The following is a 16,379-nucleotide window of genomic DNA, read 5'->3' as shown; positions in this document are numbered from 1 at the left end:
CGGGTCCATCTCATTTCCTACAAAAAGGGGGCAGGCGTTGGGAGCACATAGCGCACGATATATCGATAGAGGAGACTCAGATCTCCGCAAAACTCTTCACAGCGTTATGCTCTGCATTCGCAGGAATATCATCCTCTCTCAGCAGCCATACCGTCTGCATTCCGGCTTCTCTGGCCGCATCCAGTTCTTCTTTGATGTCCGATAAAAACAGCACGTCCGCGGCATTTAAACCGGCGTGTGCTTTCTGCAGTTCGGCAAGAATATTCAGGTACGACTGAGTCTCGCGTTTGCCGCCCATCAGGGTATCAAAATGGCCTTTGAATAAAGGCAGCAGGTTGCCATCCTGTGAGTAGCCGAAGAAGAGTTCCTGGGCTTTTACTGAGCCTGAAGAGTACACATAGAGTGGCAGGCCGCTGTCGTGCCATTTTTTCAGGTATTCGGTGGCGTCCGGGTACATATGCGCTTGGTAGTCGCCATTCTCGTAGCCGGTTTTCCAGATCAGGCCTTGTAGGGCTTTGAGCGGGGTGGCTTTGCGGTCTTCGCTGATCCATTGCAGCAGTTTGGCGATGAGTGCGTCTGTATTGTCGGCGCTGATTTTGGCGCTGAGATTGTCACCGTCTTCTGCTGCGAGTTCTGCCGTTTGTTGCAGGGCGGTCTGAACTTTTTCGTCGTTAATATTTTCTTTTACGAACGCGGGCAGGTGGTTTGCCGCGTACGGGAAAAGTACATCTTTAACGAAGGAAATCGAAGACGTGGTGCCTTCGATATCGGTCAGGATCAGTTTGACGTTCTGCATAGCGGAATCAGTTTTCTAAACGGTTAAAGCGGTTGGCGATATCGCTGCCGGTGAAGTTCGCGACCCAGCCTTCTGGGTTGTTGAACAGGCGGATGGCGATAAAGTTCGGGTTCGGGCCCATGTCGAACCAATGGGTGGTGTTCGCGGGTACGCTGATAAGGTCGCCTTCGGTGCACAGCACTTCGTAGACTTTTTCGCCGATGTGCAGGGTGAACAGGCCTTCGCCGCCCACGAAGAAACGCACTTCGTCTTCGCTGTGGGTGTGTTCGCTCAGGAACTTCTGACGGAATTCGTTTTTCTGTGGGTGGTCGGCGCTGAGGCTCACCACGTCGACAGTCTGGTAGCCGTCTTCTTTCATCAGGCGGTCGATGTCTTTCTGGTAGGCCGCGATGACCTCTTCCTGTGGCGCACCCGGATCAAGTTCTGCGTCGGTTTCCCACTGTTCGTAACGCACACCAGCTTCTGCCAGTTTTGCGGCCATTTTTTCTTTGTTGTCGGTGGTGAACAACAGGTTGGTGACGTCGTGGTCTGTGTATACGCGGAGTACGCTCATAGTGGCCTCACGGTTGGCGTATTTTTAATAATTCGAGTTGGTAACCTAACAAGTGTTCGAGCGCCTCAAGGTGGCGGTAACACTCTGCCAGGTCTTTGCCCCAGGTATAAACCCCGTGGCCACGGATCAGGTAGGCATGTCCCTGACCGTGTTCCTGCATGTGCGTTTCTACCTGCGCAGACAGGCGGTCGATGTCCTGATCGTTAGGAAATATCGGGAAGGTCACTGTGCCTTCGTGGGTGGTTTCGCCAGCGAAGGCTTTCTGCAGTTCCCAGCCGGTGATGCTCAGGCTGTTTTCTTTCCAGATCTGCGACAGTAACACGACGGTCGGTGAGTGCGTATGCAGCACGGCGCCGATATTGCCATCGCGTCGATACAGTTGCGTGTGCAGGCCGGTTTCTGCTGATGGTTTACCTTCTGACAGCGGTTCGCCGTTCATGTTCACGGCAAGTATATCGGCCGGTGTCAGCTCGCCTTTGTGTTTGCCGGAGCTGGTCAGGGCACAGACGTCTTCGTTTAAACGTACGGAATAGTTTGAGCTGGTGGCGGGCGACCAGTTGTTACCGTAGAGAATGCGGCCGTATCGGCAGAGTTCTTCGGCGGCTTTCTGGAAGTCTGCCTTGTTGAATGCGGCTTTGTTGAATGCGGTCATCAGTTAATACCTGCCCAGTGCTCAGCTGTTGACCATAACGGCGATATTATCCACCGTTGGATTTTCGACAAAGCCTTTCTCGGTCACGATGGCGTCGATCAGTTCCGCAGGGGTGACATCGAACGATGGATTAATCGCTTCGCAGCCCTCAGGGGCGATTAGCTGGCCGTTAAGTGATGTCACTTCTGACATCGGGCGCTGTTCAATCGGGATGGCATTGCCGCTATCGAGTGTCAGGTCAAAGGTGGTGGTCGGTGCGGCAACCATGACTTTCATGCCGTGGTGTTTGGCTAAAACAGCCAGGCTGTAAGTACCGATTTTGTTGGCAACGTCGCCGTTGGCGGTGATGCGGTCAGCACCGACAATCACCCAGTCTGCACCGTTGGCACGGAATAGCTGTGCGGCTGCGCCGTCACACACCAATTTCACCGGAATATTATCCTGCATCAGCTCCCATGCGGTTAAGCGTGCGCCTTGCAGCCATGGGCGGGTTTCACCGGCGTATACCTGGGTGATTTTGCCATCGGCGTAGGCAGAACGGATGATGCCCAATGCGGTACCGTGGCCGCCAGTCGCCAGAGCGCCTGTGTTGCAGTGGGTATAAATGCGGCTGCCTTCTTTAATCAGCGAAGCGCCAAACTGCCCCATTGCCAGATTAGCGGCGATGTCTTCTTCGTGAATCTTTTTCGCTTCGGCGACCAGAGCGTGTGGATCTTCCGTCCCCAAGCTGGCCATGCGCTCCAGTGCCCAGAAAAGGTTAACGGCGGTTGGGCGGGATTCTGCCAATACTTTATAAGCTTCGCCAAGATCACGGCCGTTTAAAGCATCCAGTGCGTAACCGTAGGCGGCGGTGATACCGATGGCAGGCGCGCCACGCACGACCATGTCACGGATGGCATCAGCAACATCATTGGCGGTGGTGTATTCATGCACTGTGTGAGTGTGCGGCAGTACGCGCTGATCTAAAAGATGCAGCGATTGGCCGCGCCATTCGATGGCATGAAACGATGATGAATGCGCTGTCATAGGTAACACCAGACTGAGGAGTTAAAGCGCCGCATTTTACACCTCTTCACCTCGACTTGTCGTGCGTACCGGTGAGTATCACCCTGCTATACGGCACTCCACACACGCAGCAAGTACGTCCTTGTATGCTCAGCTCCCACATCCATGTGGGAGATGGTGTGTCGCTGCCGCATACCGGGCTCAATTACTGCTGCAGAGTTAACGATGGGGTGATGGGAAGTAGTGAGCGGCCATTGCTGGCATGGGCGCCGGCAATAAAATCATTGCGGAGGTAACAACAGCGCCAGAATGTCTGTTTGCAGCCTTTGCCAGCAGGGATGCTGGCACAGAGTTTACAGGGATGTATTTACAACGTGCTGCACTCAGACATTCTGGGGGTGTTCCGGGTTACAGAAGCTTCTGCATGCGATGGAAGGCGTTAATCAGGCCGTTGGTCGAGCCGTCGAAACCGTCCGGTGCGCTCTGTGATTCCAGAGCATCGAGTACTTTGTTGCCGAGCTTTTTGCCCAGCTCCACACCCCATTGGTCGAATGAGTTCACGTCCCAGAGCATGCCCTGTGCGGCAACTTTATGCTCGTAAAGCGCAATCAGTGCACCAACCACCTGAGGCGTCGATTTCGGGAAGTACAGAGTGTTAGACGGGCGGTTACCCGGAATCACTTTATGTGGCGCCAGCACCATGGCTTCGGCTTTGCTCATGCCTGAGGCAACCAACTCTTCTATGGCTTCGTCTTCTGATTTACCCTGCAGCAGCGCCTGGCTCTGTGACAGGCAGTTAGATACCAGCATCGCATGGAAGTTATCAATCGGGTTGTGACTGTTCATCGGCATGATGAAGTCACACGGTGAGAAGTGCGTGCCCTGGTGCAATAGCTGGTGGAACGCGTGCTGACCATTGGTCCCTACGCCGCCCCAGATAACCGGGCCGGTGTTGTAATTCACTTTGCTGCCATCAATGGTCACGCTTTTGCCGTTACTTTCCATATCAAGCTGCTGCAGGTGCGCAGGCAGTGAGCGCAGGTAGTGATCGTACGGCAGGATGGCGTGTGAGTTCACACCAAAGAAGTTAACGTACCAGACACCCAGCAAGGCCATGATGACGGGCATATTGTGTTCGAGTGGTGCCGTGCGGAAATGCTCATCCATCAGGTAAGCACCGCGCAGCAGGTCGCGGAAGTTATCAATCCCGATGGCCAGCGCCAGTGGCAGGCCAATGGCCGACCAGAGCGAATAACGACCGCCTACCCAGTCCCACATCGGGAAGATGTTCTCTTCAGAAATACCAAAAGCAGTGGCTTTTTCGACGTTGGAAGACACCGCGGTGAAGTGCTTGCACAGGTCGCCTTCGGTACCACCATTATCCAGGAACCACTGACGGCAGGCATTGGCGTTCTTCAGGGTTTCCTGAGTACCAAACGATTTCGACTGGATAATAAAGAGGGTGGTCGCCGGGTCGAGTCGCTTCAGAATCTCAGTAATGTGCGAGCCGTCAATGTTGGCAAGGTAGTGAATGTTCAGGCGGCTGTCCCAGTAGGGCTTGAGAGCGCTGGAGGCCAGTTTCGGGCCGAGGAACGAACCACCGATACCGATGGATACCACGTCAGTAAAAGGCTTGTTGGTGTAGCCGCGCCATTGGTTACGACGGATCTTCCAGCAGAACTCTTCCATGCGATGAACCGTCTCGCGGATCTCTGGCATGATGTTTTCGCCGTCGACCATGATGTCTCGGTCGCCGAAGTTACGCAGAGCGGTGTGCAGTGCCGGACGGTTTTCGCTGCGGTTAATGGTTTCGCCATTGAACATGGCTCCGATTTTCGCTGGCAGGTCCTGCTCACGGGCAAGGCTGAGCAGCAGAGACATAGTGTCTTCGGTGATGCGGTTTTTGGAGTAGTCGAGGGTAAGGCCTGCCGCTTCAAGCTGGAAGGTGTCAAAGCGGTTGGGGTCTTCGTTAAACCAGTCACGCATGTGGTGATCACTGATGCGGCTGTAGTGTTCCTGAAGGTCTTTCCACGCTGCTGACTGCGTCAGGCTTCCTGTGTATCCCATTGGTTTTCCTGCACTTTTTCCGTAACTAATGAATTGAGTATACGGTGTGGGTAATCAACGGGCAAAAAAAGACCGCCCGGAGGCGGCCTTTGTGGTCAGTTTGACAGTGATCGTGTGATCAGGCCACCTGAACCGGAATGTCGAAGCTGGTGTGGCTGACAGTGTTGTCTTCGTTCATGTACACCATCTTTGGCTTAAAGGTTGCCAGTTCTTCTTCGCTGTAGTTGCCATAAGCGCAGATGATGATGCGGTCGCCAACACTGGCGTGGTGCGCAGCTGCACCGTTTACAGAGATAATGCCTGAGTCGTCTTCGCCACGAATGATATAGGTGGTGAAGCGCTGGCCGTTATCAATGTTGTAGATCTGGATTTGTTCAAACTCACGCATGCCCGTTAGTTCGAGCAGCTTGCCGTCAATGGCACAAGAGCCTTCATAATTCAGCACAGAGTGAGTCACACGTGCCTGGTGAAGCTTGGCTTTCAGCATGATGGTTTGCATGGGTAAACCCTTCAAGTTCTCTGTTCGGACAATCCAAATCCGCGTTTTTGGCGGCTGTCTGAACTGTTCATTTTCTGGCCTATAGGCGTAAGGCGCGGAAGTATGCCCTAAACAATCCCGCGATTCAACGTTACGACCAGATTATCAATAAGGCGCGCATTGCCTAAAAATGCTGCCCCCAGAATGACCACCTCGGCAACCCCTGATGCCGCTGGGCTCAGGTCTGTGGCAGATCTTACTTCAACATAGTCTGGGCGGAATCCGCGCTCTTCAAGGCGAAGACTAGCTGCGCTCAGGCTATTTTCCAGCGACTCACCAGCGTTCAGCGCGTCGGCAATTTCGTTCAGTGTCTTGTAGAGTCCGGTGGCAAGCTGGCGCTCTTCGTCCGTCAGGTAGCCGTTGCGTGAACTCAGGGCCAGTCCGTCTTCTGCGCGGGCAGTCGGGACGGTGACTACCTCCACCGGGATACACAGGTCGTTGACCATTTTCTTGATCACAGCGACCTGCTGGAAGTCTTTTTCACCAAAGAAGGCGGCGTCGGGCAGGACCTGATTAAACAGCTTGGTTACGACAGTAGAAACGCCGTCGAAGTGCCCTGGGCGGCTGCCACCGCACAGGCCTTCAGAGACCACTGGCACGTGGACAATGCTTTGCTCGTCCTGGCCATTCGGATACATCTCGTCGACGTCCGGTGCGAACAGCAGGTCACAGTCGGCCGCAGCGAGCTTTTCCTGATCCTGTGGCAGGGTGCGTGGATAGCGTTGCAGGTCGGTTTTGTCGTTAAACTGGAGCGGGTTCACGAAGATGCTGCTGACGACGTAATCGGTCTCAGCGTTGGCGCGATCAACCAGGCTGATGTGGCCCGCGTGAAGGTTCCCCATCGTCGGTACGAAACCAATACGTTTTCCACTCATGCGAGCGTTGCGGACGTGCTCCCGCAGTTCGGCAATGGTATGGACAGTGATCATGCATCGAATCCATGTTCTGGGGCCGGGAAGCTGCCATCGCGGACTTCGTCAGCGTATGCTTTGATTGCTTCTGGCACAGTGCGGCCACCGGTCATGTAGTTTTTCACAAACTTCGGGATGTGCTGAGTATTGAGGCCCAGCATGTCGTAGCAGACCAGCACCTGAGCATCAGTGTCTGAACCCGCACCAATGCCGACGACAGGTACGTTAACCGCTTCTGTAATGCGCTTCGCCAGAGGGCTGGGAACACACTCAAGCAGGATAATATCGGCCCCGGCTTCGGCCAGAGCAATGGAGTGCGCGACCATGGCGTCGGCTTTCTCTTCTTCACGACCCTGAACACGATAACCGCCCATTTTGTTAACTGCCTGCGGCGTAAGGCCGAGGTGAGCGCATACTGGCACGCCCTGACGAGCCAGGCTTTCTACAAGTGGCACCAGCCACTCATCGCCTTCGACTTTAACCATGTGAGCACCGGCCTGCATGACAGCACGAGCGCTGTCTACGCCTGTTGCGATATCACCGTAGGTCATAAATGGCAGGTCGGTCATGATAAGTGCCTGGCGTTCAGCGCGGGCGTTACCACGTGCTACAGCAGCCGTGTGATAGACCATTTCTTCCAGTGTGACTGGAATCGTACTGGTCTGGCCCTGAATTACGTTACCGAGTGAATCACCAACCAGCAGAGCCTCAACACCTGCGTCGGCGGCCAATTGGGCGAAGGTGGCATCGTACGCGGTCAGTACAGAAAACTTCTGACCCTTGTCTTTCATGCTTTGTAACGTGCGGATGCTGATAGCGCTCATGCTGTTTATTCTCCGGTAATCCCGATACGCGGGTAATGGGCGTATGGTGCGGATTGTGGGTTATAAGTCAATAACGGGCGATTGCAGCTTGTGCAGATCGCCGTCAAATGCGGGCTGGATCTGACTGAGCCGTTGCCCGTCAGGTAGGGTGAGATCTGGCGCAATCTCCAGTAATGGAGTCACCACGAAAGAGCGGTTCGCCATTTCGTGGTGAGGAAGATTCAGGCGTTCTGAATTCAGTGTTTCATTGCCGTAAAGAAGGATATCGAGGTCGATGCAGCGTTCGCCCCAGTGGCGGTGTTTTATCCGGCCCTGGGTCTTTTCAATTGCCTGCAGGGCATCGAGGAGATCCAGAGGCGCCAGAATTGTCTCAAGCTCGGCGACCGCATTCACATAGTCGGGCTGATCTTCAGGGCCAAGCGGCGCGCTGCCATAAAGAGAAGAGCAGCGGATGAGCTGAGTCTCTGGCAGAGCTTTCAGTGTTCGCAGGGCGATATGAATCTGCTCGATGGGCCCGTCTATGTTGGCCCCAAGCCCGATATAAACCGTGGTCATTGGGGTCAGCTACGGTTGTTATTGCCGTTGCGACGACGACGCGGGCGACGGCGGCGTTGGCCATCATTGCGCTCGCCTGCGCCATCACTGCGTCTATCGTGTGAACGACTCGCCGCTGGTGGATGGTCTTTCTGGATTTCGGTCCAGAAATCACACAGCTCCTGCAGGTCTTCGCCGGACTGCTGACGTAGCAACAGGAAGTCGTAAGCGGCACGGAAGCGCGGATGCTGGGTCAGCTCGGCAGCTTTGCGGCTGCGCGTTTTCGGCAGGCGTAGCTGCATTTCCCAGATTTCACGCATCGGAATCGAGAAACGCTTCGGAATCGCGGTCGCTTTCACCTGTTCCTGAAGCACTTTGTCGGCGGCTTTCTGTAGGGCAGGGTGGGGGGCCATGCCATCGTCTTCGTACTTCTGACGCACTTTATTCAGTTGCGGCCAGAGCAGTGCAGCCAGGAAGAAATACGGTGTTACCGACTTACCCGACTGAATACGGGCATCGGTGTTACGCATGGTGTTCTCGATCAGAGACACGGCGTAATCGTCTTCCTGCATGCGTTGTTCCGCAGACGGGAACAGAGGTTCGAACAGGTGATAGTCACGAAGCATGCGCACAGTATCCAGTGCGTTGCCTGCCAGAATAAGTTTCAGAGACTCTTCGAACAGACGAGCAGCAGGGATCTGAGTCATCAGTGGTGCCATGTCGCGAATCGGCGCGGCCGTTTTCGCTTCGATGTCGAAGCCAAGTTTTACCGCAAAGCGGATGGCACGGAGCATGCGCACCGGGTCTTCCCGATAACGTGTTGCCGGGTCACCGATGAGGCGGATCTGCTTGGCTTTGAGGTCATCCCAACCGCCAGCGTAAGAATGCACACTGAAGTCATCGATGTTGTAGTAGAGGGCATTAATAGTGAAGTCGCGGCGCATCGCGTCTTCATCTTTGTTGCCGTAGACGTTATCGCGCAGGATCATGCCCTGATCGCCCTGGCGGGATACTTTATCCGAATGCTCTTCAGAGGGTGGCGCGCGGAATGTCGCGACTTCAATGACCTCGCGGCCAAACACCACATGAACCAACTTAAACCGACGACCAATCAGACGAGAGTTGCGGAACAGCGCATTAACCTGCTCTGGCGTCGCATCCGTCGACACATCGAAATCTTTAGGAGACAAACCCAGAAGGTTATCGCGGACACCTCCACCCACCAGATAGGCTCCATAGCCAGCTTTGCGCAGTCGATATAGCACCTTCAGCGCAGGCTCACTGATGTTTGTGCGGGAGATAGAATGCTCGTCGCGCGGAATCACACGTAGCTGTACATCGTCAGCATCGGCTTTCTGGCTGAACAGTTTTTTGACTCGGTTGATCAGGGTCACGATAGAAGTGGTTCTCTGGTTAATCTGCGAGCGAGTTTACAGCTAAGCCGGAGCGGACACAAAGTAAACAGTTGAGGCTGGCCCGGAGGGGTAGGTAACAGGCAAAGAAAAAGCCGCACTGCTTGGGGTCAGTGCGGCTTTCTGAGTCGGGTGGTGCCGGATGTTGTTATTGTTATGCCCAGCAACCATGTCGACAGATGTTTTGAATGGGCATCCCCTGCCTCATTTTTTATTGTTGTTGTCGGCGCTCAATGCGCATTCAAAACATTTGTCACCGAGGCCTTTGTTATTTTTATTGTTGGCCCTTCTTCTCTACCCGATCCCGTTGGAAGCACTTTGTTATTTTTATTGGTGCGCTTCGTTCTGAGATCTTGCTGAGGCGTCGCATTTGTTATTTTTATAGTTTGCGTTGCTCTCTGATGAATATAAAGCGAATGGTGTGCCAACTTTTAAAAACCTATATATATCAATAGCTTATGTTTCATTGCCCCGGTTTTTGAGTTGTGCTGTGGGCCGAAGTGTTACGAAAGATTACGTATTGTGTAACCCACAGGTAACAAACTTCAGGAAACGTAACACTGAGTAAATGTTCAATCAGCCTTACGCCGGATGCCACTGAAGAGTAAACCGTCGAGAGGTTATGAAGAGGTCGAATCGGGTAGGGCGAATTTCAGGCAATAAAAAAGCCGCAGGTGCGGCTTCTTGGATTCTTTCTGCAGTCTTGTTTGGACGCCTCTGTTATTTTTATTGTTAGCGGCCCAACTGTCTTATTTTTCTCTGATCTTCCGTACTTCTTATTGTTTGTGAAGGGGTCCTTCACTGGGCTTGCTGATTATTTTTATTGTTTGCGTTTCAGCGGCAAGCCCGGCAGTCCGACTTTGTTATTTTTATTTGTGTCGTCCTGCTGTACGTAAATTAATGCCAAGACCGTGCCAGTTTTTAAAAGTCTTTATTTTTCAATGGTTTATGGTTTTTGTTGGCGGGCATTAGGCGCATTTTTACAGAAAGTGTTACGTAACATTACGCTGACATATGTCTATTGGTAACAGTTGGGCGAGTGGGGTAACACTTTAGTCGAAGTGTTTTGCCTGGGGTAACAAAGACGTTACCGATCGGGAATGATTGCTGAGCTAGTACTGATGCCTGACGAGCAGGCAATAAAAAAGCCGCTCAGGCGGCTCTTCAGGGGCGTTATTCTTATTATTCTGTGCTGCCACAGGTGTCATCGTCGTTTTGAATAGGCAGAGCTTCTGTTTTTATTCTTATTCTGTCTCTGCTCATTCGAAACTAACAATGGTGGCCATTGTCGTTTTTGTTATGAGGTTGGGAATTGCCGGCGCTTTATTATTTTTATTAGTGCGCCTCCCGCTTACCGGCAGTGTCTCTTTGTTATTTTTATTCATGGACACCAGCTCAGTACTGTCTATAAAGCCAAACCCGTGCCAATTATTAAAAAATCAATAAAAACAACAACTTATGAAAATACACCTGTCTATAATTATAGACAGTTAGACTAAAGTGTTACGAACTGTGAGCCATTAGGTAACAGTTTTGATACCTGAGTAACACTCTGTAACTGGATTCGTTACATGCGTAACAGAAAGGATGGAGGGCTGTCCTGAAAGGAATGTGTAACAGTGGGGGTAACAAAAGGAGTGGCCGAGATGGAATCAGCGGCCACCTTTTTTGCGTGGAATGCCAAGGCGCTGGCGACGTTCCCACAGCGATTTACGTGAAATTCCCAGCTTTTTAGCCAGTTCGGTCTCGGTCATGGACGCTTCGTTCTCGAGTACGAAGTGCACAAAGTAATCGTCCAATGACAGATCACCCTGCTGCTCGTCGTTCTGGTCCGTAGGCTGGTATGGGTTGTCTTCGACCAGGCTGTTACGCATGGAGTCACTGATGTAACGATCAGGGCTGACTTCGATGCCCAGCAGGTCAGGTTCAACCTCATCAGACTCAGCGAGGATGACAGAGCGCTCAACAGCGTTCTCCAGCTCGCGCACATTGCCGGGCCAGTGGTAATCACGAATCGCTTTCAACGAGGCATCGTTAAAGCACATCGGCGCCTGAGCCATTTTCTCACAGGCGCGTGCCAACATAGCGGTGGCAATTTCAATGACATCTTCACCGCGGTCACGCAGAGGCGGCAGGTGCAGTTCCATTACGTTGAGGCGGTAATACAGATCTTCCCGGAATTCGCCCTGTGAGGAGAGTTCTTTCAGGTTGCGGTGTGTCGCAGCGACGAGGCGTACATTAACCTTCTGGCTTTGCACTGAACCGACGCGGCGGATCTCACCTTCCTGCAGAACGCGCAACAGTCGCGCCTGAGCTTCAAGAGGAAGCTCACCGATCTCATCCAGAAACAGGGTGCCGCCATCAGCAGCTTCCACCAGGCCTTGGCGTTGAGCGGTCGCACCGGTAAATGCGCCTTTCTCATGGCCGAACAGTTCGGACTCAATAAGGGTTTCAGGAATCGCCGCGCAGTTTACGGAGATCAACGGCTTGTCAGCGCGTCGGCTCTGATTGTGGATCGCCTTCGCGACCAGCTCTTTACCAGTTCCTGATTCGCCCTGAATAAGCACAGTGGCATCAGTCGGAGCGACTTTCGCAATTTTTCGGAACAACAGCTGCATTGGCTCGCAGCTGCCGATAATCCCGGTCTCAGAGGAAGGCACTGGTTCTGGCAGGTCTTCGTGGGTGTCGGTAGCGGTGTCGTCGGTATCTGTGCGCATCGCCAGGATACGCTCGACCGCCTGAATCATTTCGTCGTGATCAAAGGGTTTGGCAATGTAATCAACCGCGCCGAGCTTCATGGCATCGACGGCAGAACGCAGGCTGGCGTAGCTGGTCATGATAAGAACCGGCACTTTACCTGCGAGCTCAATAAGGTCAGTGCCATGGCCACCAGGCAGTCTCAGGTCGCTGATGATCATGTCATAGCTGGTCAGGTCGAGCGCTTTGGCGGCATCGACAGAGTCTGCTTCAGTCACTTCATGATTATGGCGAGTTAACAGGCGACGCACCGCGTTGCGGATAATAGCTTCGTCTTCTACGACCAGAATATGACTCATGAATGGTGATCCGTTAACTCAGGTTGTTCACAACGTGGAAGACTGACTGTAACACAGGTTCCGCGTCCGCTGGCCAATGGGCTGTCGATTGCGATGTGACCGTAGTGCTCTTCAATGATGCTGTAGACCAGTGATAGTCCCAGTCCTGTCCCTTTACCCACGTCTTTGGTGGTAAAAAATGGCTCAAATATATGATCGAGCGTTTCCGCCGGAATGCCGTGTCCGTCATCGATCACGCGGATTCTGACCTGCTGTTCATCCATATCGCCCTGAACCCAGATGGTGCCGCCGGCTTCGGAGGCATCGCGCGCGTTACCCAGCAGGTTTACAAACACCTGCACCAGACGCTGAGCATCTCCCATAGTCATCAGTTCGGGCGGGCAGTCGTTAATAAAATTGATGTCCTGACTGCGTTTACTCAGCTTAAGAAGCTGGATGGCCTCGTTAATACAGTAGGTGGCGTCGACCGGCTCGTGTTCTGTGCTGTGATGACCGGCATGAGAGAAGTTCATCAGTGATTGCACGATTCGGGTAACACGCTTGGTCTGTTCCTGAATCTGGTCGGCCATTTCCAGTAATTCCGGGTTGTCGGTCTCGTAACGCATGCTTTGCGCCAGACAGTCGATCCCCGTGATTGGGTTGCCAATTTCGTGGGCGACGCCGGCAGCAAGACGACCGATCGACGCAAGGCGCTCACTGTGCATCAGTTCTTCTTCAAGGAGCTGAGTTTCCGTCTGGTCCTCAAGCAGAATAACGGTACCGCCGGGCTGGCTGCCGCTGGGTTGCAGTACGGCTTTGTGCATACCAAACCAGCGTGGACGACCGGCACTGTCGACCCGGTGCTTGTGTTTGTGCATGGCGTGGCTGGTCAGGAAGTCGGTCAGCATCGGGCCCCAGGGAGAAGGCAGGCGACTGACGTGCGAGCCCGTCACTTCACGGGATTCGGTACCCGTCAGTTGCGACATGACCTGATTCCACATCAATACTTCGCCATCCGGAGCGAGTGAGCATACCCCCATAGGAAGGCGCTCAAGTGTCTGGCGGTGATAACGTCGCAGGTTATCGAGTTCGCTGGCAAGACCGCCCAGGCGGCTGTGGAAACCTTCAAGGCGCTGCTCCAGCTGGAAGATGTCTTCGGTCAGCTCAACGTCTTTCTGGAAGGGCAGGTAGCGGTTCACCAGATCGTGAGCAACCGTCGGGCCCATCAGACCTGAGAGGTTGGCCTCCAGTCGGGCGCGCAGGCGGCGCAGAGCGTAGGGTCTGTCTTCGTAGGACGGAAGCTCAAGATCATCTAACGCCTGATAGACTTCGCGTTCTGCGACGTAGCGTCCCAATGACGGTGTTAACGCATTGATGACTTCATTGGTGTTTACCGCTTGCAGAGGCAGACGCGATGGGCGTGACACGTTATCAATCGAGCAGGCATCCGCTGCTGATTGCTCTTCGGCGCTGCGTTTGGTGCTCAGGCTGATAATGACAAACAGCAGGAAATTGATACCAATCGCAGTAATGGCCGACAAGTGCCAGTTGCCTTCATCGGTCGGCGGTAAGAAGAACGGAATTTCCCAGCCCAGTGCCAGCTCACAGAACGGAAGTAAAAGACCATAGATCCAGGTGACGGTGCCGACGACCAGACCAACGATAAAACCTTTGCGGTTGGACTGAGGCCAGTACAGTAAGCCAAGAATACCAGGCAGGAATTGCGAGCAGGCAACGAACCCGAGAATGCCCAGCTGACTGAGGTCGAGATCAGAGCCGACGATGCGGTAGAAGCCATACGCCAGTAACAGGATTACCCCAATCAGTGAGCGGCGCATCCACAGCAACCAACGATAGAAATCGTAGCGTGGTGCAGGCTTATAAACCGGGAGCACCAGATGGTTGAGGAACATAGCCGCGGTCGACAGGGTGGTAACAATGATGATGCCAGACGCAGCCGCCAGGCCGCCGACAAAAATCATCACAGTCAGAAATTCAGATTCCAGCGCCAGGCCAATGCCCAGTGCAAAGTAGGATGGGTCACTGTCGACGTTCAGATAGTAGCCAGCCCACAGAATAGGTGGCACCGACAGGCTCATGATCAGCAGAAAGAGTGGAAAGCCCCAGCTCGCATGTTTCAGTGCGCTCGGGTTGGTATTCTCGGTGAAGGCCATATGGAACATGTGCGGCATCGCCACCGCAGCCGCAAAGAACATCAGCAGCAGGGTTCGCCATGGGCCATCCTGAAGTCTTACCTGTTCGCGTGCGAGCTGGGCCTGATTGTCTGATAACCACTGTTCCAGACCGCCGACCTCAGGGAATACGCCAAACAGAACCACGCCGCCCAGGACAAGAATGGCGACCAGCTTAAGAACGGATTCAAAGGCAATGGCGAACACCAGCCCTTCGTGTTTCTCACGTGGAGACACATGGCGCGCACCAAACAGAATGGCGAACAGGATCATGATCAGACAGTAGGCCAGCGCCAGATTCTCAACCGGCCATTCGCGGTTCAGCAGGTAGAGTGTGTCGCCAATGGCGGTGATCTGCAGCGTCAGCATCGGAATCACAACCGCCAGCATGATCAGGGACACCGTGATCCCAGCCCATCGCGACCGGTAACGGAAGGCGAGTAAGTCAGCCAGAGAGCTTAGTTGATAGGTCCGGGTGATCTGTAGAATCGGTTTCAGCAGAATCGGGGACATGACAAAGGCCCCGGAAATACCCATGTAGTAGGCGAGGAAGCCATAACCGTATTGGTTAGCCAGACCGACAGAGCCGTAAAACGCCCAGGCGCTGGCGTAGACACCCAAAGACAGCACATACACCAGAGGGTGGCGTACCCAGGCGCGGGGTAGCCAGTTGCGCTCGACGGCATAGGCCGCGAGAAAGAGAGAAAACAGATAGCCAACGCCGAGGAGCGCCAGCTGACCAAGGCTAAACGTCATCGTTGTCCTTCTGCTTGCTGTTAAACCAGATGTAGAGAGCAATCAGAAGCGCCCAGATACCGAATGGACGATACCAGGCGGCACGGTCGTCGAGCCACCAGTCCATCATGACTGGAGAAATAAGATAGATGCCAACCAGCATCAGCAGACTGAGGCGATAATCGTACATTTAGCGCTCTGGGTGTTTGGTTGCCCAGAGGTTATCACACCAGACGCTGATTATGTGCGTTGAAATGGCCCGGGCGCAGGCATAGATTGCTCGCCTTTCAAGGGCGCGGGGTTCCAGTGACTGACAGCCCAGTTTAAGAGCTCGTCCGCTGGCGCGCCAAGCAGGGTTTGTGGTGGTGACTGGCGCAACCAGTTCAGGGCCTGCCAGAGAGTTTCATTGATGCGTTGATCCGAGAGCGGCAGAGCCAGGTTCTGTTTACTCAACTTCTGGCCATTCTGTTCGACCGCCACTGGAATATGACTGTACTGCGGGACACTGAGAGACAATGCCTGTTGCAGCAGATATTGACGAACGGTGGAGTCGATCAGGTCGATACCGCGAACGACATGAGTGATTTCCTGTGCGGCGTCATCGACGACGACGGCAAGCTGATAAGACCAGAAGCCGTCGCGGCGACGAATAACAAAATCACCGATTTCATCAGCGAGGTCATAGCGGTGATCAGGCTGCAGGCCATCGTGCAGAGTAGTAACTCCGCCGGGGCAGAGGAAACGCCAGGCGAAATCATGATCGGCGGGTGCTGGACAGACGCCCAGATGAAGTTCTCCACCAAGCTGCTTACGGGAACAGGCACAGGGAAAGGCATCGCCCTGATCACGTAGTTTATCCAGTGCCGCCTGATAGAGTTCACCACGCTGGCTCTGATAAACAATGTCACCATCCCAGTGAAGACCATAAGCATCAAGAATCCGTAGAATCTCAGAGGCTGCTGTCGGGTCTTCGCGGGGAGGGTCGAGATCTTCGATGCGGACCAACCACTGTCCATGACAGTGTCGTGCATCCAGATAGCTGGCGAGTGCGGCCAGCAGAGAGCCAAAATGAAGAGGCCCGGTCGGGGAGGGAGCAAAACGCCCGATGTAATCAGTCATAGATGT

The 16,379-nt window shown here is 53.9% G+C and carries 14 protein-coding genes; all 14 read right to left on the bottom strand.

Annotation, left to right across the window (positions count from 1 at the left end; genetic code table 11):
* Positions 1-76: 76 nt before the first annotated feature.
* Complete coding sequence (gene mtnC / locus B3007_RS07185) at positions 77-796, bottom strand: acireductone synthase (RefSeq protein ID WP_301378170.1); 720 nt, start codon at positions 794-796, stop codon at positions 77-79.
* A gap of 7 nt (positions 797-803) precedes the next feature.
* Positions 804-1,349, bottom strand: coding sequence for a 1,2-dihydroxy-3-keto-5-methylthiopentene dioxygenase (locus B3007_RS07180; protein WP_301378171.1), 546 nt, complete (start codon positions 1,347-1,349; stop codon positions 804-806).
* Between the two features lie 7 nt (positions 1,350-1,356).
* Positions 1,357-2,001 carry a methylthioribulose 1-phosphate dehydratase gene (locus tag B3007_RS07175; protein WP_301378172.1) on the bottom strand — a complete coding sequence of 215 codons (645 nt, stop codon included), beginning with the start codon at positions 1,999-2,001 and terminating at the stop codon, positions 1,357-1,359.
* 21 nt (positions 2,002-2,022) lie between these two features.
* Positions 2,023-3,027, bottom strand: a complete 1,005-nt coding sequence (gene mtnA, locus B3007_RS07170) for an S-methyl-5-thioribose-1-phosphate isomerase (RefSeq protein ID WP_301378173.1) — start codon at positions 3,025-3,027, stop codon at positions 2,023-2,025.
* A gap of 387 nt (positions 3,028-3,414) precedes the next feature.
* Complete coding sequence (pgi, locus tag B3007_RS07165) at positions 3,415-5,073, bottom strand: glucose-6-phosphate isomerase (protein WP_076516571.1); 1,659 nt, start codon at positions 5,071-5,073, stop codon at positions 3,415-3,417.
* Between the two features lie 118 nt (positions 5,074-5,191).
* Entirely contained in the window at positions 5,192-5,572 is a 381-nt protein-coding gene (gene panD / locus B3007_RS07160; RefSeq protein ID WP_076516573.1) for an aspartate 1-decarboxylase, read from the bottom strand.
* A 107-nt stretch (positions 5,573-5,679) separates the two neighbouring features.
* A complete protein-coding gene (gene panC, locus B3007_RS07155) occupies positions 5,680-6,540 on the bottom strand; it encodes a pantoate--beta-alanine ligase (protein ID WP_273089991.1) in 861 nt (286 codons plus the stop codon).
* Positions 6,537-7,346, bottom strand: a complete 810-nt coding sequence (panB, locus tag B3007_RS07150) for a 3-methyl-2-oxobutanoate hydroxymethyltransferase (RefSeq protein ID WP_297533855.1) — start codon at positions 7,344-7,346, stop codon at positions 6,537-6,539. The genes panC and panB overlap by 4 nt, the downstream gene beginning before the upstream one ends.
* Positions 7,347-7,406: 60 nt before the next feature.
* Complete coding sequence (gene folK, locus B3007_RS07145; RefSeq protein ID WP_301378174.1) at positions 7,407-7,901, bottom strand: 2-amino-4-hydroxy-6-hydroxymethyldihydropteridine diphosphokinase; 495 nt, start codon at positions 7,899-7,901, stop codon at positions 7,407-7,409.
* Between the two features lie 5 nt (positions 7,902-7,906).
* Positions 7,907-9,274 (bottom strand): polynucleotide adenylyltransferase PcnB, encoded by a 1,368-nt coding sequence (gene pcnB / locus B3007_RS07140; protein ID WP_301378175.1) that lies wholly within the window; start codon positions 9,272-9,274, stop codon positions 7,907-7,909.
* A 1,670-nt stretch (positions 9,275-10,944) separates the two neighbouring features.
* Positions 10,945-12,348, bottom strand: a complete 1,404-nt coding sequence (locus B3007_RS07135; protein WP_068439284.1) for a sigma-54-dependent transcriptional regulator — start codon at positions 12,346-12,348, stop codon at positions 10,945-10,947.
* Positions 12,345-15,275, bottom strand: coding sequence for a sensor histidine kinase (locus tag B3007_RS07130; RefSeq protein WP_068439286.1), 2,931 nt, complete (start codon positions 15,273-15,275; stop codon positions 12,345-12,347). The genes B3007_RS07135 and B3007_RS07130 overlap by 4 nt, the downstream gene beginning before the upstream one ends.
* Complete coding sequence (locus B3007_RS07125) at positions 15,265-15,444, bottom strand: hypothetical protein (RefSeq protein WP_068439288.1); 180 nt, start codon at positions 15,442-15,444, stop codon at positions 15,265-15,267. Before B3007_RS07125 ends, B3007_RS07130 begins: the two co-directional genes overlap by 11 nt.
* 50 nt (positions 15,445-15,494) lie before the next feature.
* On the bottom strand, positions 15,495-16,373 hold the full coding sequence (gene gluQRS / locus B3007_RS07120; protein ID WP_301378176.1) for a tRNA glutamyl-Q(34) synthetase GluQRS: 879 nt from the start codon (positions 16,371-16,373) through the stop codon (positions 15,495-15,497).
* Positions 16,374-16,379: the final 6 nt, after the last annotated feature.

It is taken from the genome of Thalassolituus sp. UBA675, assembly GCF_002297765.1.
Classification (GTDB): domain Bacteria; phylum Pseudomonadota; class Gammaproteobacteria; order Pseudomonadales; family Oceanobacteraceae; genus Thalassolituus.
Note: the sequence above shows the minus strand (reverse complement) of the source record. Positions and strands in the feature narration are given on the sequence as shown.

Coding starts and splice junctions, on each gene's coding strand:
- B3007_RS07130 (WP_068439286.1), bottom strand. CDS start 15,275: ATGACGTTTAGCCTTGGTCAGCTGGCGCTCCTCGGCGTTGGCTATCTG.
- B3007_RS07175 (WP_301378172.1), bottom strand. CDS start 2,001: ATGACCGCATTCAACAAAGCCGCATTCAACAAGGCAGACTTCCAGAAA.
- B3007_RS07180 (WP_301378171.1), bottom strand. CDS start 1,349: ATGAGCGTACTCCGCGTATACACAGACCACGACGTCACCAACCTGTTG.
- B3007_RS07135 (WP_068439284.1), bottom strand. CDS start 12,348: ATGAGTCATATTCTGGTCGTAGAAGACGAAGCTATTATCCGCAACGCG.
- panC (WP_273089991.1), bottom strand. CDS start 6,540: ATGATCACTGTCCATACCATTGCCGAACTGCGGGAGCACGTCCGCAAC.
- mtnA (WP_301378173.1), bottom strand. CDS start 3,027: ATGACAGCGCATTCATCATCGTTTCATGCCATCGAATGGCGCGGCCAA.
- mtnC (WP_301378170.1), bottom strand. CDS start 796: ATGCAGAACGTCAAACTGATCCTGACCGATATCGAAGGCACCACGTCT.
- folK (WP_301378174.1), bottom strand. CDS start 7,901: ATGACCACGGTTTATATCGGGCTTGGGGCCAACATAGACGGGCCCATC.
- panB (WP_297533855.1), bottom strand. CDS start 7,346: ATGAGCGCTATCAGCATCCGCACGTTACAAAGCATGAAAGACAAGGGT.
- panD (WP_076516573.1), bottom strand. CDS start 5,572: ATGCAAACCATCATGCTGAAAGCCAAGCTTCACCAGGCACGTGTGACT.
- B3007_RS07125 (WP_068439288.1), bottom strand. CDS start 15,444: ATGTACGATTATCGCCTCAGTCTGCTGATGCTGGTTGGCATCTATCTT.
- pgi (WP_076516571.1), bottom strand. CDS start 5,073: ATGGGATACACAGGAAGCCTGACGCAGTCAGCAGCGTGGAAAGACCTT.
- gluQRS (WP_301378176.1), bottom strand. CDS start 16,373: ATGACTGATTACATCGGGCGTTTTGCTCCCTCCCCGACCGGGCCTCTT.